This is a genomic window from Flavobacterium sp. (assembly GCF_046073885.1).
Taxonomy (GTDB): Bacteria; Bacteroidota; Bacteroidia; order Flavobacteriales; family Flavobacteriaceae; genus Flavobacterium.
The window spans coordinates 1-19247 of the sequence record NZ_JBJTND010000076.1 but is presented as its reverse complement, the minus strand read 5'-3'; the positions used below and the strand labels follow the sequence as shown (position 1 = coordinate 19247).

Annotated in this window: 15 protein-coding genes and 2 pseudogenes; 8 read left to right on the top strand and 9 right to left on the bottom strand. The window is 34.1% G+C overall.

The window, feature by feature from the left end; translation table 11 throughout:
* Positions 1-381, bottom strand: a 381-nt coding sequence (locus tag ACKOWY_RS10140) for a DUF1801 domain-containing protein (RefSeq protein ID WP_408941326.1), incomplete at its 3' end; no start/stop codon positions are given.
* 101 nt (positions 382-482) lie between these two features.
* Between ACKOWY_RS10140 and ACKOWY_RS10135 the strand changes: the two genes are divergently transcribed.
* Positions 483-1505 (top strand): M28 family peptidase, encoded by a 1023-nt coding sequence (locus ACKOWY_RS10135; RefSeq protein ID WP_408941325.1) that lies wholly within the window; start codon positions 483-485, stop codon positions 1503-1505.
* Between the two features lie 49 nt (positions 1506-1554).
* On the opposite strand, the gene ACKOWY_RS10130 is transcribed toward ACKOWY_RS10135, so the two are convergent.
* Positions 1555-2460, bottom strand: a complete 906-nt coding sequence (locus ACKOWY_RS10130; RefSeq protein WP_408941324.1) for a hypothetical protein — start codon at positions 2458-2460, stop codon at positions 1555-1557.
* 149 nt (positions 2461-2609) lie between these two features.
* On the opposite strand from ACKOWY_RS10130, the gene ACKOWY_RS10125 reads away from it, so the two are divergent.
* On the top strand, positions 2610-3146 hold the full coding sequence (locus ACKOWY_RS10125) for a hypothetical protein (protein ID WP_408941323.1): 537 nt from the start codon (positions 2610-2612) through the stop codon (positions 3144-3146).
* On the opposite strand, the gene ACKOWY_RS10120 is transcribed toward ACKOWY_RS10125, so the two are convergent.
* Complete coding sequence (locus tag ACKOWY_RS10120; RefSeq protein WP_408941322.1) at positions 3137-4366, bottom strand: MDR family MFS transporter; 1230 nt, start codon at positions 4364-4366, stop codon at positions 3137-3139. The genes ACKOWY_RS10125 and ACKOWY_RS10120 overlap by 10 nt on opposite strands.
* Before the next feature lie 94 nt (positions 4367-4460).
* Here ACKOWY_RS10120 and ACKOWY_RS10115 point away from each other — a divergent pair, with 94 nt between their 5' ends.
* From ACKOWY_RS10115 to ACKOWY_RS10100, 4 genes and pseudogenes are all read left to right on the top strand, one after another.
* Positions 4461-4634, top strand: a complete 174-nt coding sequence (locus ACKOWY_RS10115) for a hypothetical protein (protein ID WP_408941321.1) — start codon at positions 4461-4463, stop codon at positions 4632-4634.
* A gap of 21 nt (positions 4635-4655) precedes the next feature.
* Positions 4656-5144: pseudogene (locus ACKOWY_RS10110) on the top strand (TatD family hydrolase); the annotation flags it as partial.
* A gap of 3 nt (positions 5145-5147) precedes the next feature.
* On the top strand, positions 5148-5867 hold the full coding sequence (locus ACKOWY_RS10105; RefSeq protein ID WP_408941320.1) for a ThiF family adenylyltransferase: 720 nt from the start codon (positions 5148-5150) through the stop codon (positions 5865-5867).
* A 48-nt stretch (positions 5868-5915) separates the two neighbouring features.
* Entirely contained in the window at positions 5916-6575 is a 660-nt protein-coding gene (locus tag ACKOWY_RS10100) for an HAD family hydrolase (RefSeq protein ID WP_408941319.1), read from the top strand.
* Positions 6576-6580: 5 nt separating this feature from the next.
* On the opposite strand, the gene lpxD is transcribed toward ACKOWY_RS10100, so the two are convergent.
* Together lpxD and ACKOWY_RS10090 are read right to left on the bottom strand one after the other, a co-directional pair.
* The gene (gene lpxD, locus ACKOWY_RS10095) at positions 6581-7570 is read right to left on the bottom strand and encodes a UDP-3-O-(3-hydroxymyristoyl)glucosamine N-acyltransferase (RefSeq protein ID WP_408941318.1); all 990 of its coding nucleotides are present in this window, start codon (positions 7568-7570) and stop codon (positions 6581-6583) included.
* 140 nt (positions 7571-7710) lie between these two features.
* Positions 7711-10344, bottom strand: a complete 2634-nt coding sequence (locus ACKOWY_RS10090) for a valine--tRNA ligase (RefSeq protein WP_408941317.1) — start codon at positions 10342-10344, stop codon at positions 7711-7713.
* A gap of 300 nt (positions 10345-10644) precedes the next feature.
* Between ACKOWY_RS10090 and ACKOWY_RS10085 the strand changes: the two genes are divergently transcribed.
* Entirely contained in the window at positions 10645-11076 is a 432-nt protein-coding gene (locus tag ACKOWY_RS10085) for a DUF1573 domain-containing protein (protein ID WP_408941316.1), read from the top strand.
* Between the two features lie 62 nt (positions 11077-11138).
* Here ACKOWY_RS10085 and lgt read toward each other — a convergent pair whose 3' ends face one another.
* From lgt to folE, 4 genes are read right to left on the bottom strand one after another with little or no spacing between them, the layout of a single operon-like run.
* Entirely contained in the window at positions 11139-12041 is a 903-nt protein-coding gene (gene lgt / locus ACKOWY_RS10080) for a prolipoprotein diacylglyceryl transferase (protein WP_408941315.1), read from the bottom strand.
* 60 nt (positions 12042-12101) lie between these two features.
* A complete protein-coding gene (yidD, locus tag ACKOWY_RS10075; RefSeq protein WP_408941314.1) occupies positions 12102-12353 on the bottom strand; it encodes a membrane protein insertion efficiency factor YidD in 252 nt (83 codons plus the stop codon).
* Between the two features lie 5 nt (positions 12354-12358).
* Positions 12359-13840 (bottom strand): cysteine--tRNA ligase, encoded by a 1482-nt coding sequence (gene cysS / locus ACKOWY_RS10070; RefSeq protein WP_408941313.1) that lies wholly within the window; start codon positions 13838-13840, stop codon positions 12359-12361.
* Positions 13841-13850: 10 nt separating this feature from the next.
* On the bottom strand, positions 13851-14522 hold the full coding sequence (folE, locus tag ACKOWY_RS10065; protein WP_408941312.1) for a GTP cyclohydrolase I FolE: 672 nt from the start codon (positions 14520-14522) through the stop codon (positions 13851-13853).
* A gap of 153 nt (positions 14523-14675) precedes the next feature.
* Between folE and ACKOWY_RS10060 the strand changes: the two are divergent.
* Positions 14676-19247 (top strand): annotated as a pseudogene (locus tag ACKOWY_RS10060) (hypothetical protein); the annotation flags it as partial.

The following is a 19247-nucleotide window of genomic DNA, read 5'->3' as shown; positions in this document are numbered from 1 at the left end:
TTCAAATGGAATTGCATCTACTTTTTTGAAACGAATACAGCCTTTACCCATATCTAGTTTGGCGCTGCTGTATTTAGGGTATTCATTAACAATCCATTGGTATAAATCACTATCAGCATAAATAGCCATGTGATAGATGTTTATTGAATTTTTTTGCGAAGCAATATTAAAAAAAGGCAAGGGTAAATCAGGTGTGCAATGATAACCTTTCGGATATAATTCATGCGGTACTACATAACCAAGCATACCATAGGAAATTACTTCTTTAAACCCATTTGGGAGATTTTTAAGAGCAATTTCTCGAAGTTTTTGAACTGCAACTTTTCTATCTTCTGGCAATTCTGCTATGTATTCATCTGGGGTTTTAGCTTCCGATTTCATATTTTGGGGTATTATTTATGAAAAACAAAAGTACTGATAAATTTTTTTAATAGATTTACAAAAAAATTATCATTCGTTACAATTATTTATACTATTTATTTATGAAGAAGTTTAATTTTTCAGCATTAATCGCTGTAGCTATTTTGGGATTTAGTTTTTCAACTTTCGCTCAAAATAAAGAAGTTGATGTTGTTAAATACATCAATTCAATTACCTCTAATGAGTTGAAAACGCATTTAACAATTGTGGCTTCTGATAGCATGGAAGGTAGAGATACTGGAAGTGAAGGTCAAAAAAGAGCCGGAAAATATTTAATAGAACAATATCAAAAAGAGGGCATCCCTTTTCCAAAAGGTGCTACTAGTTATTACCAAAAAGTTCCTGCTGATTTCATGAATAAAGATTCAGGAGAAAACCTACCAGATTCTGAGAATATTTGGGCGTTTATAGAAGGTTCTGAAAAACCAAATGAAATTGTAGTAGTTTCAGCTCATTATGATCATGTTGGAGTTAAAAACGGAGAAGTATATAACGGTGCTGATGATGATGGATCAGGAACTGTGGCCTTATTAGAAATTGCTCAGGCTTTTCAAAAAGCAAAGAAAGAAGGTCACGGACCAAAGCGTTCAATATTAATTCTTCACATGACTGGTGAGGAACATGGATTGTATGGTTCTAGTTATTATTCTCAAAATCCTTTGTTTCCAATTGCAAATACCGTTGCTGATGTAAATATTGACATGGTGGGTAGAAGAGATGATTTCCATAAAGACAGTAATAATTATGTGTATTTAATTGGTTCTGATTATTTGTCTACTGATTTATATAAAATATGTGAAGATGTAAATTCTAAATATGTGCACTTAAACTTAGATTATAAATTCAATGATCGTAAAGATCCAAATCGTTTTTATTACCGTTCTGACCATTATAATTTTGCAAAACACGGAATTCCGGTCGTGTTCTTATTTAACGGAGTGCACGAAGATTACCACCAAGCTACAGATGAAGTAAGTAAAATTGAATTTGATGCCTTGTCTAAAAGAGCACAATTGGGTTTTTCTATCGCTTGGGAAATTGCCAATCGTGATAAAAGAATTGTTGTAGATAAAGACGGAAAATAATTTCTATCAAACAATAAAAAAAAACCGCAATTATATTGCGGTTTTTTTATTAAGCTTTACTTGATTTGGTTTTGCTTTTTGATTTTTCAAGTTCTTTTTTTGTTTTTTCTAATTCTTCTCGGGCTTTAATCATTTCTTCTTTGGCCTTGATCATTTCGTCTTTAGCTTTTTCCATTTCTGAGTTGGAATCAGTGTCGGTATCAATCTTAATTTTTATTTTATCCATTTGCTTTTTAAATTCGTCCAACCCTTTTTGGTCTCTAAAATCAAATTCACTGGATTTAGAGTCCTCATTAGAAAAATCAAAATGCTCTACTTTTGTATTACTTTTTATTTTTTCGAGTTCTTCTTCAGTATAATCATCACCACCTTTAATGATTTTTCCATCTTCAATCACAAGAGGTTTTTTACCCTCTTTTTGTATTTCTACCCTCGATTTTGATTGGCTATAACTTTCTCCTTCGTTTGGAAAACTAAAACTAAATGTTTGTGCTTTTCCATTTCCTTGTTGGAATTGTTTAATTAATTCTTGAGGATTTGAAAAATCAAACATTGAATCCGCACCAGCTATCCCATAATTATTTTGAGATGGAGTTCCAAAGCCAATTTCTTCGCCATTTTTATAAAATACTATGGTGCTTATTGGATTTTGATTGTTGTATTCCAAACTTCCTTTATTTCCTTTTCGGTCACTGTAATCAACATGAATTCCGGTAATTTCGTCTTTGCTATTTCGTTTTACATCCGAATATTTAATGGTTATTCCTTTCTCTGACAATGCTTTGCAATCGTCTTTCATTTCTTGATCTGGAGTATCTTTTTTCCAGGTCATGATGATGTCGTCTATATGAATGTCGTTACTAGATAAAGAGAATTTATCTGTTTGAGCAAATGAAATAAAAGAAAATAAAAGTGCAATAAGCGTGTAGTTCCAAATAGTGCTATTTTTTTTCATCGAAATGTTAATTTATGATTTGATAAATGATAATTACTCAAAGCAAAATTATAGAGAGATTTTTTTGGATAAAAAATGTTTTACAAATTTTTAACGTATTTAACTTATTTTAAGAAATCGCACTACTTTTGTTTTATAAATAAGAGCAATTGAAGACCTACAATAAAACAAATTTCCACAAGCACACTTTCTGTATTTTTATAGAGGTTGATGCCGCTACTATTAAGGATTTGAAAATAAATTACCAAAGTAAGTCGGGTAGCAGTTATTATTTTACTAATGAGGGTGTGTATCGTTTTTCCAACCACTGGGGAAGAGCTGCCAATTGTAAATGGAGATTAATTCCTAATGAAACTAATAAAGGAAGAACTAAAGTAGGCTATGCCAATTGGAGTGATTTTTATCCCGATAATGATATAGAAAAACTGTACTTTATAGAAGTAGATTATTCATTCCAATCTGTCTATTTCAATCACTTTAAAAGCAATTCGTATACTTCGGATAAACTACTTCGAACTTCCGCTGAAACGGCTAAAATCATCAAACAAATTCGAATTTTATTTGAAGAAACAGCTTGGGCTAAGTATTTAAAAGCAAATTCTATAGATGCACTTCGAAAAGAAATTATTGAGCAATTAATGACTACAACTCGAAGTTTGCAAGAAATAAAAAGAGATTATTTGTAATTCAATTTCTCCTGATTTACCAATTTCAATGTCCAAATTCCAAGTGCAAAAGCAATAATACCAAGCGTACCCATAAAAGCCCAATTGGTTTGGTACCCAAAATGGTCTATTATACTCATTCCAACTTTAGCACTTAATATATGAGCCAAACTATAACTCATAGTAAATATTGCCATGTAGCGCCCTTCATGACCCTTCGGCGCTCTACTCATAGCAAATGAATTGGAAAAAGGAAATACAAACATCTCAGCAAATGTCATGAATAACATCATGATTATTAATATGCCTACCCAAATGTTTACTAAAAGTAAAAACAGACTTACTCCCATAAGTAAACAGCCTAATGTTACCATTTTGACTTTAGAAATTTGGTTTCGTTCAACATAACCTACAATGGGCATTTCCAAAAAGAAAATCAATATGCCATTCATAGTTAATAATAATCCGGTTTGAAATTCGGTTAAATCAAATTGCTCTTTGTGATATAGCGGAATGGTAGTGAAGAGTTGAAAAAATAAAATCCCCGAAATCAAGCAACTTACTAAAAAGATCCAAAAAGGTTTGTCTTTAAAAACCGATTCCCTATTGGCTTCCAAACTCTGTTTTTCTTCCTTAGAAATCAGATGTACTTTTTTCTCCTTAACCTTTAACCAAAAAATCAAAATAGCAATAATGCATGTGGCACCATCTACCCAAAATAAACCAGAATAGCCAATATTCATGATGATTAACCCTCCAAGGGCTGGTCCGGCAGCAAAACCAAGATTGATAGCAAGTCGAACCAAAGTTAAGGCACGGGTCCTGTTTTCGGGTTTGGCATACACACTAAGTGAAACAAACATAGCAGGACGAAACATATCGGCAACCGACATTAGTAAAAACATCGCTATACAAAGACCGGTAAAAGTGGTGACAAATTGCATTGCAAATAGTGCAAAGCCACTTGTGAGTAGGCTAAAAATCATGATTCTATAAAATCCAATCTTATCCGATAATTTTCCGCCAAGCCATGATCCAAGCATCGATCCAACACCAAAGCTTACCATAATCCAGCCTACCTGACTGTATGAAAAATGAAGGTTTTCTTTTAAATATTTTGATAAAAACGGCAATACCATCGTGCCGGCGCGATTAATGAAAGTTATAAGTGTAAGAATCCAAATCTCTCGTGAGAATCCTTTAAAATTGTTTAAATAACTTTGAATTGCTTTATTTATCATGTAGAATTTCTGAGTTGCAAATCTACAAAGTAATATTGGGTTTTTAAGGACTTTTTGACTTTAGACTTTCAAACTTTTAGATTAAATTTGCGCCATGCAATTTTTCAATTTACATACTCATAAATATTCGAATAACCCCAATATTTTAGAATTGGTGAATCAAAATCCTTGGGAATTTGATGCTGCAATACCGAATTATTCTATTGGAATTCATCCTTGGCATATTCAAGAGAATCGATTAGAAAGTGATTTAAAAATTATTGAATAAAAACTTCAATTAAAGGAATGTTTAGCACTAGGAGAGTGTGGATTGGATAAACGAATTGAAATTCCATTGGAATTACAAATTGAGGTGTTTGAAAAACAAATTCAACTTGCAGAGAAATACCAAAAACCTTTGGTTTTACATTTGGTAGCAGCTTTTGATGAATTGATTGCAATCAAAAAAAGAATGAAAATTACTGTTCCTATTATCATTCATGGATTTTCAAAAAATCAACAAGTTGCTAAGCATTTAATTGATAATGGTTTTTATCTTTCGTTTGGAAAATATTTATTGCGAAATCCCGAATTAGAATCGGTTTTTCAATCCATTCCAAATGATAAATTCTTTCTCGAAACAGATGCCATTGAAGAAACTTTGGATGAAGTTTATAAATTAGCAGCAAAATATAAAAACATAAATCTACCAGATTTGAAAGAAATTATTAATTCCAATTTTAATTTCGTTTTCAATAAATATAATAATCTAATTAGTCCAACTAATCAAACAATTTAAATAATGGCAAAGTGGCAAGAAAGAGCTGAATTATTATTCAAAGCAGAAGGATTACAAAATCTTAAAAATTCAAAGGTATTAATTGTTGGCGTAGGAGGTGTAGGATCATTTGCAGCCGAGTTTTTAGCTCGTGCAGGAGTGGGAAACTTAACCATTGTAGATGGCGATGTAGTAGATATTACCAATATTAATCGTCAATTACCTGCTTTACATTCTACTGTTGGATTGTCTAAAATTGAGGTTGTCGGTAACCGATTGATGGACATTAACCCCGAATTGAATTTGACTAAGGTTCAAGAATTTCTTTCGCCGGAGCGAGCTTTTGAAATTGTGAATAGTGAGTACGATTATGTGTTGGATTGTATTGATAGTGTTACTCCAAAATTGAATTTGATTATTGGAGCCAAGCGAAATAGAGTGAAAATTATTTCTTCCATGGGAGCGGGAGGTAAGATGGAGGCATCCAAAGTTAAGGTTGCTGACATTACCAATACGGTGAATTGTATGTTTGCCAAAACCATTCGCAGAAGATTAAAAGAACATAAAATAGATAAGTTAAAAGTGGTTTTTTCTTCCGAAATTCAAGATGAAACAAGTTTGAAAATGACTGACGGTAGTAATTACAAAAAATCATTTTACGGAACCAATAGCTACATGCCTGGGCTATTTGGATTGCATATGGCTGAAACTGTAATTCGATATTTGCTAAAAAAGAGAAATTAGTTTAGTGAAAATAACAATATTACAATAAATCCAATACCCAGCACCCAAATGATACAAACCGTAATCTTCGATATGGATGGCGTAATTGTTGATACCGAACCGGTACATCATTATGCCTATAACCAACATTTTAAGCAATTAAATATAGAGGTTACTCCAGAAATGTATGCTACTTTTACTGGAAATTCTACCAAGAATACCTACGAAAAACTGAAATCACATTTTGAAATTGCAGAGAGTGTTCCGGATTTAGTTGAAGCCAAACGCAATTTGTTTAACGATGCTTTTGATAGTAAAGAAGATTTGTGTTTAATTGACGGAGTAGAAGATTTAATTAAAGAATTATACCACAACGGCATGCAACTTGTTTTGGCCTCTTCATCAGCTAATGTTACCATTGATCGTGTTTTTAGAAGATTTGGTTTACATCAATATTTTACACATTTAGTTTCGGGGGAAGATTTTCCTAATTCAAAACCGCATCCTGCTATTTTTGAACATGCAGCTAAATTATCTCAAACTTCTGTAGAAAATTGTATTGTTATAGAAGACAGTACCAACGGAATTCTTGCAGCCAAAGCAGCCGGAATTTATTGTATAGGATACGATAGTATTAATACAAAATTGCAAGATTACTCCAAAGCAGATAAAGTGATTAAAGATTTCTCTGAATTAAATTTCGAAATAATAAAAAATAGTAAAGTCTAGAAGTTTTATTGATTGGCCATTCTTTTTAGGATTGCCCATTGTTTTAAAGCCGTTCTAGCTTCTACTGCTGGATATCCAAGCATGGTTTTTCCAGCCTCAACATCTCCGGTTACACCAGATCCTGCACCAATTGTTACTCCATCACCTAAAGTGGTGTGGTCTTTTATAGAAGCACTTCCTCCAATAATTACTCCGTTTCCTAAAGTAACCGATCCTGCAAGGCCGCTATTTCCTGCCATAATACAGAACTTCCCTAAAACGCTGTTGTGGCCAATTTGAACTAAATTATCAATTTTGCAACCATCTCCTAAAATAGTTGAACTAAATTTACCTCTATCAACCGAAGAGTTGGCACCAATTTCAACATAATTTCCAATTACTACATTTCCAATTTGTGGAATTTTAGCTAATCCTTTTTCTGGGCAAGGTCTAAATCCAAAACCGTCCGCTCCAATGGTGCAATTTGGATGCAAAATACAATGGGCACCCACATGGCAACGTTCTCTAACTACAGTTCCAGACCAAATAGTGGTATGACTTCCTATGGTGCATTCATCTAAAATGGTAACATTTGGATAAATAGTTACATTTTCTCCCAAAACTACATTCGGACCGATATAAGCATTAGCTCCAATTCTAGTTCCAGCTCCAATTTTTGCAGAAGCATCAACCACTGCAGTAGGATGGATGTCGGTGGCAAATTGCGGAGGTTCAGGTGCAAATAATTCTAAAACTAAAGACATCGCCAAATCGGCATTTTTTACTTTAATAAAAGCTTTGTTTTCGCCAGGTTCTATAGAAATATCTTCATTAACAATAGCAGCACAAGCCTTTGAGTTTTGCCAATATTTTTCGTATTTTTTATTTCCAATAAAGGAAATCTCGGTCTCTTTTGCTAATTCCAATTGCTCTGGAGCAGTAATTAAATGTGAGGTGTTTCCTACAATAGTACCTTTTACGACATTGTTTATGTCTTCAATAGAATAGTTTCTCATTAGATTTGGGAAATTAATGTTGTTCAAATTAAGTGAATTGTTTTTAGAAATCGATGAATTTTAGGTAAAATTTTCACATTAATTATAGAAATAAAAAAAGCATTGATTTCTCAATGCTTTAATTTTATAGAGTGCTTATTTTATTTCAAACCCGCAATACTTTGCTCAATCGTTGCAATTTTCGCTAGGGCATCTGTTTGTTTTTTGCGTTCCATTTCTAAAACTTTTTCAGGTGCACCATTCACAAATTTTTCATTTGATAATTTGGCTTCAACCGATTTTAAAAAGCCTTTTGTGTAATTTAGCTCTTCTGTAAGTTTTGCTATTTCGGCCTCTACATCAATGTTTCCTGTAATTGGAATAAAATATTCATTTGATTTTACTCGGTACGACAAAGCACCTTCCACTTTATCAGAAACGTATTCTAACGAAGTGATATTTCCTAATTTGCATATTACCGAATCAAAATAAGTATTTGACTTTTCATTATTTACCACTTTCAAATCAATGGCGTCTTTGAACGGAATGTTTTTATCTTTTCTGATCGTTCTAATTCCTGAGATTACATCAATTGTGAAATCAAAATCGGAAATTAACTTTTCATCATATGATTTTGCTTTTGGCCATTCCGAAATGATTAAAGCTTGATTAGGAGTTCTTTCTGCAATATGTTGCCAAATTTCTTCAGTTAAAAATGGCATAAACGGATGCAATAATTTTAAGTTGTTTTCCAACATTTCAATTGCCTTTTCAAAGGTAACTTGATCGATTGGTTGTTGGTAAGCGGGTTTAATCATTTCTAAGAACCACGAACAAAAATCATCCCAAACCAATTTGTAGATGGCCATTAATGCATCGGAAATTCTATATTTATCAAAGTTTTCTTCTATCTCGGTAAGAGTTCTTTGTAGTTTGGTTTCGTACCATTCGATAGCCACTTTTGATGATTCTGGCTGCAAAATAGTGTTCGACACTTCCCAACCTTTAATCAATTTGAAGGCATTCCATATTTTGTTAGAAAATGCTTTTCCTTGATTGCATAATTCTTCATCAAACATGATGTCGTTTCCTGCGGAAGCACTTAAAAGCAAACCAACACGAACGCCATCTGCACCAAATTTTTCAATTAGTTCTAATGGTTCAGGTGAATTACCAAGCGATTTCGACATCTTACGACGTTGTTTATCTCGAACCAATCCGGTTAAATAAACATTCGAAAATGGTTTTTCACCAGCATATTCATAACCTGCAATAATCATTCTAGCTACCCAAAAGAATAAAATATCCGGACCTGTTACTAAATCGTTTGTAGGGTAGTAGTATTTGAATTCTTCGTTCTCTGGATTTAAGACACCCCCAAAAACGGCCATTGGCCATAACCAAGAAGAAAACCAGGTATCTAACGCATCTTCATCTTGCTTTAGGTCTGATGTTTGAAGTTGGGAGTTGGAAGTTTTAACTTTTGCTAATTCCAATGCCTTTTCTATGTTTTCTGCAACTACAAAATCTTCTTTCCCATCGCCATAATAGTAGGCAGGAATTTGTTGTCCCCACCATAATTGACGCGAAATATTCCAATCGCGAATGTTTTCCAACCAGTGTTTGTAGGTATTATTAAAACGATTCGGATATAACTTAACCTCTTGTGTTTCTAAAACCGATTTAATGGCAGGTTTCACCAATTCTTCCATGCTTAAAAACCATTGGTCTGAAAGACGAGGTTCGATTACAGCTTTGGTTCTTTCTGAAGTTCCTACTTTATTTAAATGCGTTTCAGTTTTTGCTAGTGCTCCTGTTGCTTCTAATTCTTTTGCAATTTCTTCTCTAACAACAAAGCGGTCTTTTCCTTGATAATGTAATCCATATGAATTTAGAGATGCATCATCATTGAAAATATCGATGATTTCCAATTGGTGTTTTTCTCCTAGTGTTTTATCGTTCATGTCGTGAGCAGGAGTCACTTTTAAACATCCGGTACCAAACTCTACATCTACATATTCATCTTCAATAATTGGAATTACGCGACCACAAATAGGAACAATTGCTTTCTTACCTTTTAGGTGAGTAAATCGTTCATCATTTGGATTGATGCAAATTGCAGTATCTCCAAATATCGTTTCTGGTCGGGTAGTGGCAACAGTTAAAAACTCGTTTGAACCTTCAATTTTATATTTTAAGAAATATAGTTTTCCTTGTTGTTCTTCGTAAATTACCTCTTCATCTGAAAGGGTAGTTTTTGCTTCAGGATCCCAGTTGACCATTCGGTAGCCGCGGTAAATTAATCCTTTATTGTATAAATCAACAAATGAATGAATTACGGATGCAGACATATCTGGATCCATGGTGAATTTAGTTCGTTCCCAATCGCAGGAACAACCTAATTGTTTTAGTTGTTCTAGAATAGTTCCACCATATTTGTTGGTCCAATCCCAAGCATGTTTTAGGAACTCTTCACGCGTTAAGTTGTTTTTATTGATTCCTTCGCTTTTAAGTTTGGCAACAACTTTTGCTTCGGTTGCAATAGAGGCATGGTCTGTTCCTGGCACCCAACACGCATTGAATCCTTTTAAACGTGCACGACGAATTAAAACATCTTGAATGGTGTTGTTAAGCATGTGCCCCATGTGTAAAACTCCGGTTACATTTGGTGGAGGAATTACTATAGTATAGGGAGTTCTATGATCTGGCTTGGAAGAAAAGTAATTGTTTTTCATCCAGTAATCGTACCATTTTTGTTCTACTTCTTTGGCGTTAAATTGCGCAGGAATTGCCATATTTATTATTCTGTATTTGATTTATTAATTTTACAAAAGGAAAACCAAGATAATTAATTAGCCCTGATAGAAGTGGAAATACTTGTTTTTCAAGTATTGAAACGAATAGCAGGAATATAGTTTGTTAGTAAAGCCCCATGATTCGCTCCTAAAACTAACTTAAACAAATTGGTATGTTATTTGTAAATATATCTGCAAAAGTAAGTAATAACTACTTTTATAAAAAATTAAGATTTAAAATTTTGCTTTTTAATTTAAAGTGGTAATTTTACTAAACCAAAACAATTAAATTTTAGACTTATGAAAAAGATATTCGTGGTTGCTTTTATGATTGCAAATAGTTTTGTTTTTTCACAAAGCGGGGCAAAAATTGTATTTAAAGATAAGGATAATACAATTGATTATGGTACAGTTTCTAAGGATACTGATGATGGGGTTCGAAAATTTGAATTTACAAATACAGGTGATCAACCGTTGATTATTAAAAATGTGCAATCTACTTGCGGTTGTACGGTTCCGAGTAAGCCTACGGGTGAGATTTTGCCAGGAAAATCGGAAGTAATTACGGTGAAATACAATATGAATCCGGGTCCAATTAGAAAAACAATTACTGTTGAAACAAATGCAGTAAATGTTGAAGGAGGGATGGTTGCTTTGAAGATTAAAGGAGAAGTAATTGTAAAACCGGAAGTGAATTTGCTTGAAAAGAAAAAAGCAGGTCCGATGCAATAAACCAACTAAAAATAAAAAAGGTCTGATTTTTCAGACCTTTTTTATTTGCTAAAACTACGATGTTATTGGCTTTGCTTTGCTTTGATTACGAAATACAAGCCAATTAATATAAATGGGATGCTGAGCCACTGGCCTGTTGAGAAAATGGTGTTGTCACCAAATCCGCCTTGACTTTCTTTTACATATTCAACTACAAAACGAACGCTCCATAATAAAATCAAGAAAAGACCAAATATAAATCCTTGTTTTAGCGCGGTTTTTGTTTTCCAATACAAGAATAAAAGTAGGAAGAATACAAAAATATAGCAGAACGATTCATACAGCTGAGCTGGGTGTTTTAAAGGAACTTGCATTAACAAATTACTGTATTGCGGATCGTGTGCAATTGCATTATAAGCAGCATCGGGATCGCTAATTCCAGTTTTATTTACAGCATCTTGCTTAGAGAAATAATCGCGAATGAATTTAATTCCGAAAGTGGTATTGTTAGTTACTTTTCCAACAATTTCTGAATTGAAGAAATTACCAATTCTAACAAAAATAGCACCGCAAGCAACAGAAATAACCACTCTATCTAAAACCCATAAAATAGGACGTTTTATGATGTTTTTACTATAAAAATACATTACGATAATTATAGAAATAGCAGCGCCATGGCTAGCTAATCCGGCAAAACCGGTGAATTTAAATTCGGGTTCGAATTTAAATGGTAAAATAATTTCCAATAAATGATTTCTAAAATATTCCCAATCATAGAAAAACACATGACCTAAACGAGCTCCAAGTAGTGTTGCAAGCACAGTCCAAACAAAGAGTGTATCTAATTTTTCGAGAGATTCTTTTTCATTTAGGAATATTTTTTTCATGATGTACCAGCCTAAAGCAAAGGCGATAACAAACATCAAACTGTAAAATCGTATAAAAAGTGGACCTAAGTGTATCCCTTCAGCTGGATTCCAAATCATGGTTTTGAATTATTTTTCTCAAAAATAGTAATAATAAATAGATACTATTTTAATTATAAGTTAATTGTGTTTGCATTTTTTTTCTGGTACCGGATCATAGCCTGATTTTCCCCAAGGGTTGCAGCTCAATATTCTTTTTATTCCCAAATAGGAACCTATAAATATTCCGTGAATTTTTAGAGCTTCTGCAAAATAAGATGAGCAAGTAGGTTCGTATCTGCAGGAAGCGGGAGTAAAAGGAGAAATAGCTTGTTTGTAAAAATAAATTAATCCCAGTAGGGGAGCAATCGCTATTTTATTGATACTTTTCATAGTAGTTAGAAACTATATGAAGTTCCGTCTTTACCATCTTTTAACTGAATATTTAAAGCTAATAATTTATCTCTAATTTCATCAGAAAGTGCCCAATTTTTATTTTCTCTAGCTGTTTTTCGCATTTCAATAAGCATCTCAATAACCCCTTCTAATTTTTGGGTTGTATTGTTAGAAGCTTTTTCATTTTTAATACCCAAAATTTCAAAAGTGAATGTTTCTAAAGTAGTTTTTAATTCAGCCAAATCAGAGGCTGAAATTGTTTCTCTTTTATCATTTAAAACATTAACAAATCGAACGCCTTCAAATAAATTTGCAATTAAAATTGGAGTATTAAAATCATCGTTCATAGCGTCATAACAATTTTGTTTCCATGTTGTTATGTCAACCGATGAAGTTTCGCTAGGAGTAATTTCGTTGCAAATTTGAATGCCTTCCATTAATCTTGTAAATCCTTTTTCGCTCGCAATCATGGCTTCGTTTGAAATATCTAAAACGCTTCGGTAATGCGCTTGCAGGAAACAAAAACGAACGGTATTGGCATTAAATTCTTTTTCAAAAAATTGATTTCCACCTTCAATTAGTTCCATTGGTAGAATATAGTTTCCGGTAGATTTACTCATTCGCAATCCGTTCATGGTAAGCATGTTGGTATGCATCCAATAATTTACCGGTGAAGTACCGTTACATGCCTTACCTTGAGCAATTTCACATTCGTGGTGCGGAAATTTTAAATCCATTCCACCACCATGAATATCAAATTTTTCTCCTAAGTATTTGGTGCTCATGGCAGTACATTCAAGATGCCATCCAGGAAATCCTTCACCCCAAGGTGAATTCCATCGCATGATGTGAGCAGGAGAAGCGTTTTTCCAAAGTGCAAAATCCTGTGGATTTTTCTTTTCATTTTGGCCGTCTAAATCTCGTGTGTTTGAGAGTAGCTCTTCTACATTACGATTATTTAATTCGCCATAATTCATGCCTCTTTTATTGTATTCCAACACGTCAAAATAAACCGAACCTTGACTTACATAAGCAAATCCGTCATTAATTAATTTTTGTGTTAATTCAATTTGCTCCAGAATATGTCCGGTAGCTGTTGGTTCAATAGTTGGAGGCGCAAAGTTGAAATGATCTAAGACTTTATGAAAGTCAACGGTATATTTTTGAACCACTTCCATGGGTTCTAATTTTTCAAGTCGGGATTGCTTTACAAACCGATCGTTTTCAATGTTGCCATCATCGGTAAGGTGACCAGCATCGGTAATGTTACGAACATAGCGAACTTTGTAATCTAAATGCTTTAGGTATCTAAAAATAACATCAAAACTCATAAAAGTTCTAACATTACCCAAATGTACATTGCTGTAAACAGTTGGGCCACAAACATACATCCCTATAGCACCTTCATTAATAGGGTTGAAGTTTTCTTTTTCGCCAGAAAGGGTATTGTATATTTTAAGATTTTGATTTTTAAATAATGGCATAGTATTCTAATTAAAACGAGGTTTCTAGTTTTATGTATTCTAAAAATTCTTTTCTTACAGCTTCTTCTTTAAATTTCCCTCCAAATTCAGAAGTTACAGTGCTGCTTTCAATATCTCTAATTCCACGTGAATTGACACATAAATGTTTGGCATCTATGATGCAAGCCACATTTTCAGTATTCAGAACTTTTTGCAATTCTCTAACAATTTGAATGGTTAAACGTTCTTGTACTTGTGGTCTTTTAGCAAAATAGTCAACAATTCGATTCATTTTAGAAAGACCTACAACTGTTCCGTTTGAAATGTAAGCCACATGTGCTCTTCCAACAATTGGTAGCAAGTGGTGTTCGCATGTTGAATATAAAGTAATATTTTTTTCTACAAGCATTTCATTGTACTTGTATTTATTTTCGAAAGTGGAGGAACTAGGTTTTTTATTTGGATTTAATCCACCAAAAATTTCTTTTACAAACAGTTTGGCAACGCGTTCAGGAGTTTTTCTTAAACTATCATCGGTAAGGTCCATCCCAAGTGTAGAAAGGATATTTTCTACATTTTTTTTTATGCTTTCAATTTTCTCTTCCTCTGATTTTTCAAATGCATCTTTGCGAAGCGGAGTTTCTTCGTTTGTTCCAATATGATTGTTGCCTAATTCGTCATTAAAGTCTTCTTGATCGCTCATTTTCGATGGTAATTTATTAATAGAAATTACTTGCAAAGATAATTATTAAAAAATTATTAAACCATTAGATTTTGTTTTTTCTAAAAATTCAAATTTTTACTAAAAAATATAAGTAATTTTTAGTATATTTCGCTCCTTAAAATAATTTTCAAGATGAGAAAAAATATTCAATTTTCTATATTAAGCTTGTTGTTTTTCAGTGCTTTAACTGCTCAAAACTTGTTGTCTAATGTTGATTTTGAGTCGGGTGGAGTTGGAGTTGGTTTTTCAATTAATAATACCGGTTACAATTATATAGCTTCTGCAAGTGGTTCAACAAATGCTGGTGATTATTCCTTTGCAATTAATCCACAACCCTACAATACTGCAAATTTTTTAACGGGCACTGATCATTCTGGAACAGGTAAAATGATGCTTATTGATGGTTCTACCGATGGAGGAAATCCAAGCTTTTGGAAAGCTGGAAATACAGGTGGTGGCGTTTGTGGACTAACTGTAGGTGTTACCTACACGTTTAGTTATTGGATAAAATCTATATCAAGTACTGTTACTGGTGCTTCTACTCAAGCTGACGTTAGAGCAACTTTTAATAATGCAAATGTACTAACTTCACCTTCAACTACATTGGCTCCATTACCAGTAGCTGGAGGAGGATGGGTTAAAAGATCCTATACGTTTACACCGACTAATGCATGTGTTAACATTGAATTGAAAAATTATAATACCAATCCTGTAGGAAATGATTTTGCAATTGATGATATTTCTTTAACAGCACCTGCAGCTGCTTTAGCATTAACTTATTCAGCGCAAAACACTTCCTGTTCAACTACTACAGATGGTGCTATAGTTGGATATGCAAATGGAGGTACGCCACCTTATACCTATTCAATTACAGGTATTACTTTGCCAACTAATACTACCGGGGTTTTCAATAATCTTCCTGTAGGAAATTACACAATTTCAGTTGTTGATGCTGCTGCAAATATTGTGAGTCAAAATAATATTACAATTTCAAATGCATCAAACCCTTTAATTGTTTCATCAAATGCTACAATTTGTGTTGGGGGTAATACTACACTTTCAGTTAATGGTAGCTCGAGTTCTTATTCTTGGACAGCTACTCCTGCTGATCCAACATTAACCGCTACCACAAGTGCTACACCTACGGTAAGTCCGATTGTAAATACGAATTACACTGTAACTTCTTCTGTGTCTTCTACTAAAAACTTAGTTTACAATGGAGATTTTACATTAGGAAATATAGGTTTTGGAACCGATTATCAATACTTAGCGAGTGCGCCTTCTGGAGGTGCTCAAAAGGCTTATGGTATTGTATCAAATCCAAGCTCTTGGTTTACTCCGTTTAGCACTTGTCCAGATCATACTAGTGGTACCGGAAATATGATGGTTATGGATGGTTCGTCATCCAATGGTGGTAATGATAAATTTTGGAGTCAAATAGTGCCAACCGTTGCGGGGCAAAATTATACTTTTAGCTATTGGGTTCAAACGGTTGCTACCCCTAATCCAGCCTCAATCTTGGTTAAAATTAACGGAGTGACATTAGGTACAAATAATGCTCCTGTTGTTTCAACATGTGGAAATTGGACACAATTTACTTTTCCTTGGAATTCAGGTGCAAGTACTACTGCGACAATAGAAATGTATGATACCAACATATTAGTTGCGGGTAATGATTTTGCTATTGATGATATTTCATTTACAACATCTACCACTTGTACTTTTTCTAAAACTATTAGTGTTACTGTAACGAATTTATCAATAACAGTACCTACCAATCAAGCCGTTTGTAGTGGTACTTTGATTCCTTCATTAAATTTTACTAGCAATCAGCCGGGTACTACTTTTTCGTGGACTAATAGTAACCCTTTACTTGCAATTGGTAGTTCAGGTACAGGTAATATTACTAACTTATTAGCTGTTAACACTACTTCAACTCCTATCGTTGCTAATATTATTGTGACCGGATCATTAAGTGGTTGTGCTAATGATGTAAAACAATTTACAATTACTATTAATCCTACTCCAAAAGTTGTAGTTAATAGTATTGAAAAATGTACTGGTGATGTCTCTCCAGCTGTAATAACTGCTACTCCAGGAACTCCAGGAACTTATAGTTATGTTTGGACAGTTCCAGCAACAGTTGCCAATCCGGGTAATGTTCCAAGTATTAATAATGCTACTGTTGCAGGAAATTATTCTGTTGTAATTACAAATACATTAACTGGATGTGTCAGTGCTTCTGCAACTGGAAATTTACATTATGTAATTAATTGTTGTCCAAATGATATTGCAATTCCTACTCCAGAAACGCTATGTGATAATCAAAGTTGTACAACTTTAACAGCTTCTTATGTTGATGAAAAAGCCACTACGAGTTATACAGTTGCTTCAATTCCTTATGCACCATTAGTACCTCTTGGAAATGCAGGTACTTCATTATGTATCATTGATGATGCTTATTCTGCGCCAGTTGTTTTTCCATTTAAATTTAGTTTTTATGGAAACTGTTACAATACTTTTCAGTTGAGTACAAATACTTTTTTAACTTTTAACGCTACTAATTCTAATTGTGTTGGTGCAACATGTCCTTGGGCATTTACTAATACAATACCCACTCTTGCACAAGGAATTGCTGCTTTTAAGAACAGTATTTTCTTTCCAATGCAAGATACTAATCCTGCAATTTCAACTCCAGCTGCAACACCTTTGGATATACGATATATAGTAGATGGTTTGGCTCCATGTAGAAAATTAATTATCAACGTAAAAAATATGCCACTTTATTCATGTGGAACCAACCAAGGATTACAAGAAAGTCAGTTGGTATTGTATGAAGGAACTAATATTATTGATATTTATGTAAAAAAACGTTCTGTTTGTACAACTTGGAATTCAGGTAGTGGAGTTATAGGTATTCAAAATAATGCTGCCACTCCAACAGGTATTGCAGCTCCTGGAAGAAATACAGGTAATTGGTCTGTTTTAGGAACTGTTGCTTCTCCCTCTGAAGGTTGGCGTTTTACTCCTTCTGGAGCATCACAAGCTACATTTCAATGGTTAGATGCTAATGGGACTGTCATCGGAACAAATCCTTCAATTTCTGTTTGTCCAACTGCTACAACTACTTACACCGCTCAAGTGAAATATACAGAGTGTAACCCAACTGGAACAGGAACTTCTATTAGAACGGTTTCTAAACCTGTTACTGTTGAAGTGTATCCCGATGATACCCAAACTCCATTAGGTATTGTTCATTGTGCCCCTAATAATACCTTTGATTTAACTACAAATGAATCAGTAGTTTTAGGTAGTTTACCAGCTAGTGATTATGATATTTCTTATCACACATCACTTTCTGATGCTCAAAATGTTTCAAATCCGATTGCAGATCCAACTGCATTTCCTATTACTGGGTCTAGTCAAACTATTTTTATGAGTATGCAGAGTGCAAATAATATTTGTGTTCGAATTAAATCGTTTTCTATTACCTATAATCCATGTCTTGCTTGCCCAACTATTACTACACCATCAGCAACACAAACTTTGTGTTTATCAGCTGATCCATCTCCTTTTTCAGTTAGTACAACTTTTACAGGTAGTAATGCGATAAGCTATGTTTATTTTACAACTCCTCAAGTTGGAAGTAATATGTATACAGGAGGAACGCCATTAGGATTTTCTACTCCAAATGCAGGTGGAATAGCAACATTAGATCTTTCTCCAATTGGTACAGCAGGTTCGTTACCGAATGTTCCAGGTACTTATTATATTTATGCTATTGCAAATCCTACTCCTGCTGACGTTACTTGTAGACCTTTTTCTGAAATTCAAGTAGTAGTAAATTCAGTTCCTGCATTGCCAACCGTTACCACTCCAGTAACTTATTGTCAAAACGCTACAGCAACTGCACTTTCAGCAACTGGAACAGGTTTGTTATGGTATATTGCTGCTACGGGAGGGACTGGTTCAACTACTGCTATCACACCAAGCACTTCTTCAACAGGAACTACATCGTATTATGTTTCACAAACAATATCGGGTTGTGAAGGTCCAAGAGCTCCAATTTTAGTAACTATTAATGCTACCCCAGCTGCTCCAGCTGTTACTACCCCTATTACATATTGTCAAAATGATACTGCTACTGCATTAAGTGCTTCAGGAACTTCATTATTGTGGTATGCATCTGCTATAGGTGGAATTGGATCTGCAATTGCACCAACTCCAAGTACACTTACATCAGGTACTACAACCTATTTTGTATCACAAACTGTTTCGGGCTGTGAAGGACCACCTGCTGCAATTGCTGTTACGGTTAATGCTACTCCTGCATTACCTTCGGTTTCTACTCCGGTAATCTATTGTCAGGGAGCTACAGCAACGGCTCTTACAGCAACTGGAACAGGTTTATTATGGTATACAGCAGCAACTGGTGGGACCGGTACAGCTACACCACCAATACCAAGTACTGCAACTGCAGGTAATACTACTTATTATGTATCGCAAACGATATTTGGATGTGAAGGACCAAGAGCTCCAATTGTTGTCACTATTAATGCTACACCCGCTCTCCCAACAGTAACTACGCCTGTAACTTATTGTCAGGGAGCCACTGCTACTGGATTAAGTGCTATTGGAACTGGTTTATTATGGTATGCTGCTCCAACAGGAGGTACTGGATCTTCAACGGTAATCGTACCAAGC

Bases quoted from the DNA above. Each gene is read 5' to 3' on its own strand.
- ACKOWY_RS10135 (WP_408941325.1), top strand. From the start codon at position 483: ATGAAGAAGTTTAATTTTTCAGCATTAATCGCTGTAGCTATTTTGGGA.
- yidD (WP_408941314.1), bottom strand. From the start codon at position 12,353: ATGAAAAGTATCAATAAAATAGCGATTGCTCCCCTACTGGGATTAATT.
- ACKOWY_RS10130 (WP_408941324.1), bottom strand. From the start codon at position 2,460: ATGAAAAAAAATAGCACTATTTGGAACTACACGCTTATTGCACTTTTA.
- ACKOWY_RS10090 (WP_408941317.1), bottom strand. From the start codon at position 10,344: ATGGCAATTCCTGCGCAATTTAACGCCAAAGAAGTAGAACAAAAATGG.
- ACKOWY_RS10115 (WP_408941321.1), top strand. From the start codon at position 4,461: ATGCAATTTTTCAATTTACATACTCATAAATATTCGAATAACCCCAAT.
- cysS (WP_408941313.1), bottom strand. From the start codon at position 13,840: ATGCCATTATTTAAAAATCAAAATCTTAAAATATACAATACCCTTTCT.
- lpxD (WP_408941318.1), bottom strand. From the start codon at position 7,570: ATGAGAAACTATTCTATTGAAGACATAAACAATGTCGTAAAAGGTACT.
- ACKOWY_RS10105 (WP_408941320.1), top strand. From the start codon at position 5,148: ATGGCAAAGTGGCAAGAAAGAGCTGAATTATTATTCAAAGCAGAAGGA.
- ACKOWY_RS10085 (WP_408941316.1), top strand. From the start codon at position 10,645: ATGAAAAAGATATTCGTGGTTGCTTTTATGATTGCAAATAGTTTTGTT.
- ACKOWY_RS10100 (WP_408941319.1), top strand. From the start codon at position 5,916: ATGATACAAACCGTAATCTTCGATATGGATGGCGTAATTGTTGATACC.
- ACKOWY_RS10120 (WP_408941322.1), bottom strand. From the start codon at position 4,366: ATGATAAATAAAGCAATTCAAAGTTATTTAAACAATTTTAAAGGATTC.
- lgt (WP_408941315.1), bottom strand. From the start codon at position 12,041: ATGATTTGGAATCCAGCTGAAGGGATACACTTAGGTCCACTTTTTATA.
- folE (WP_408941312.1), bottom strand. From the start codon at position 14,522: ATGAGCGATCAAGAAGACTTTAATGACGAATTAGGCAACAATCATATT.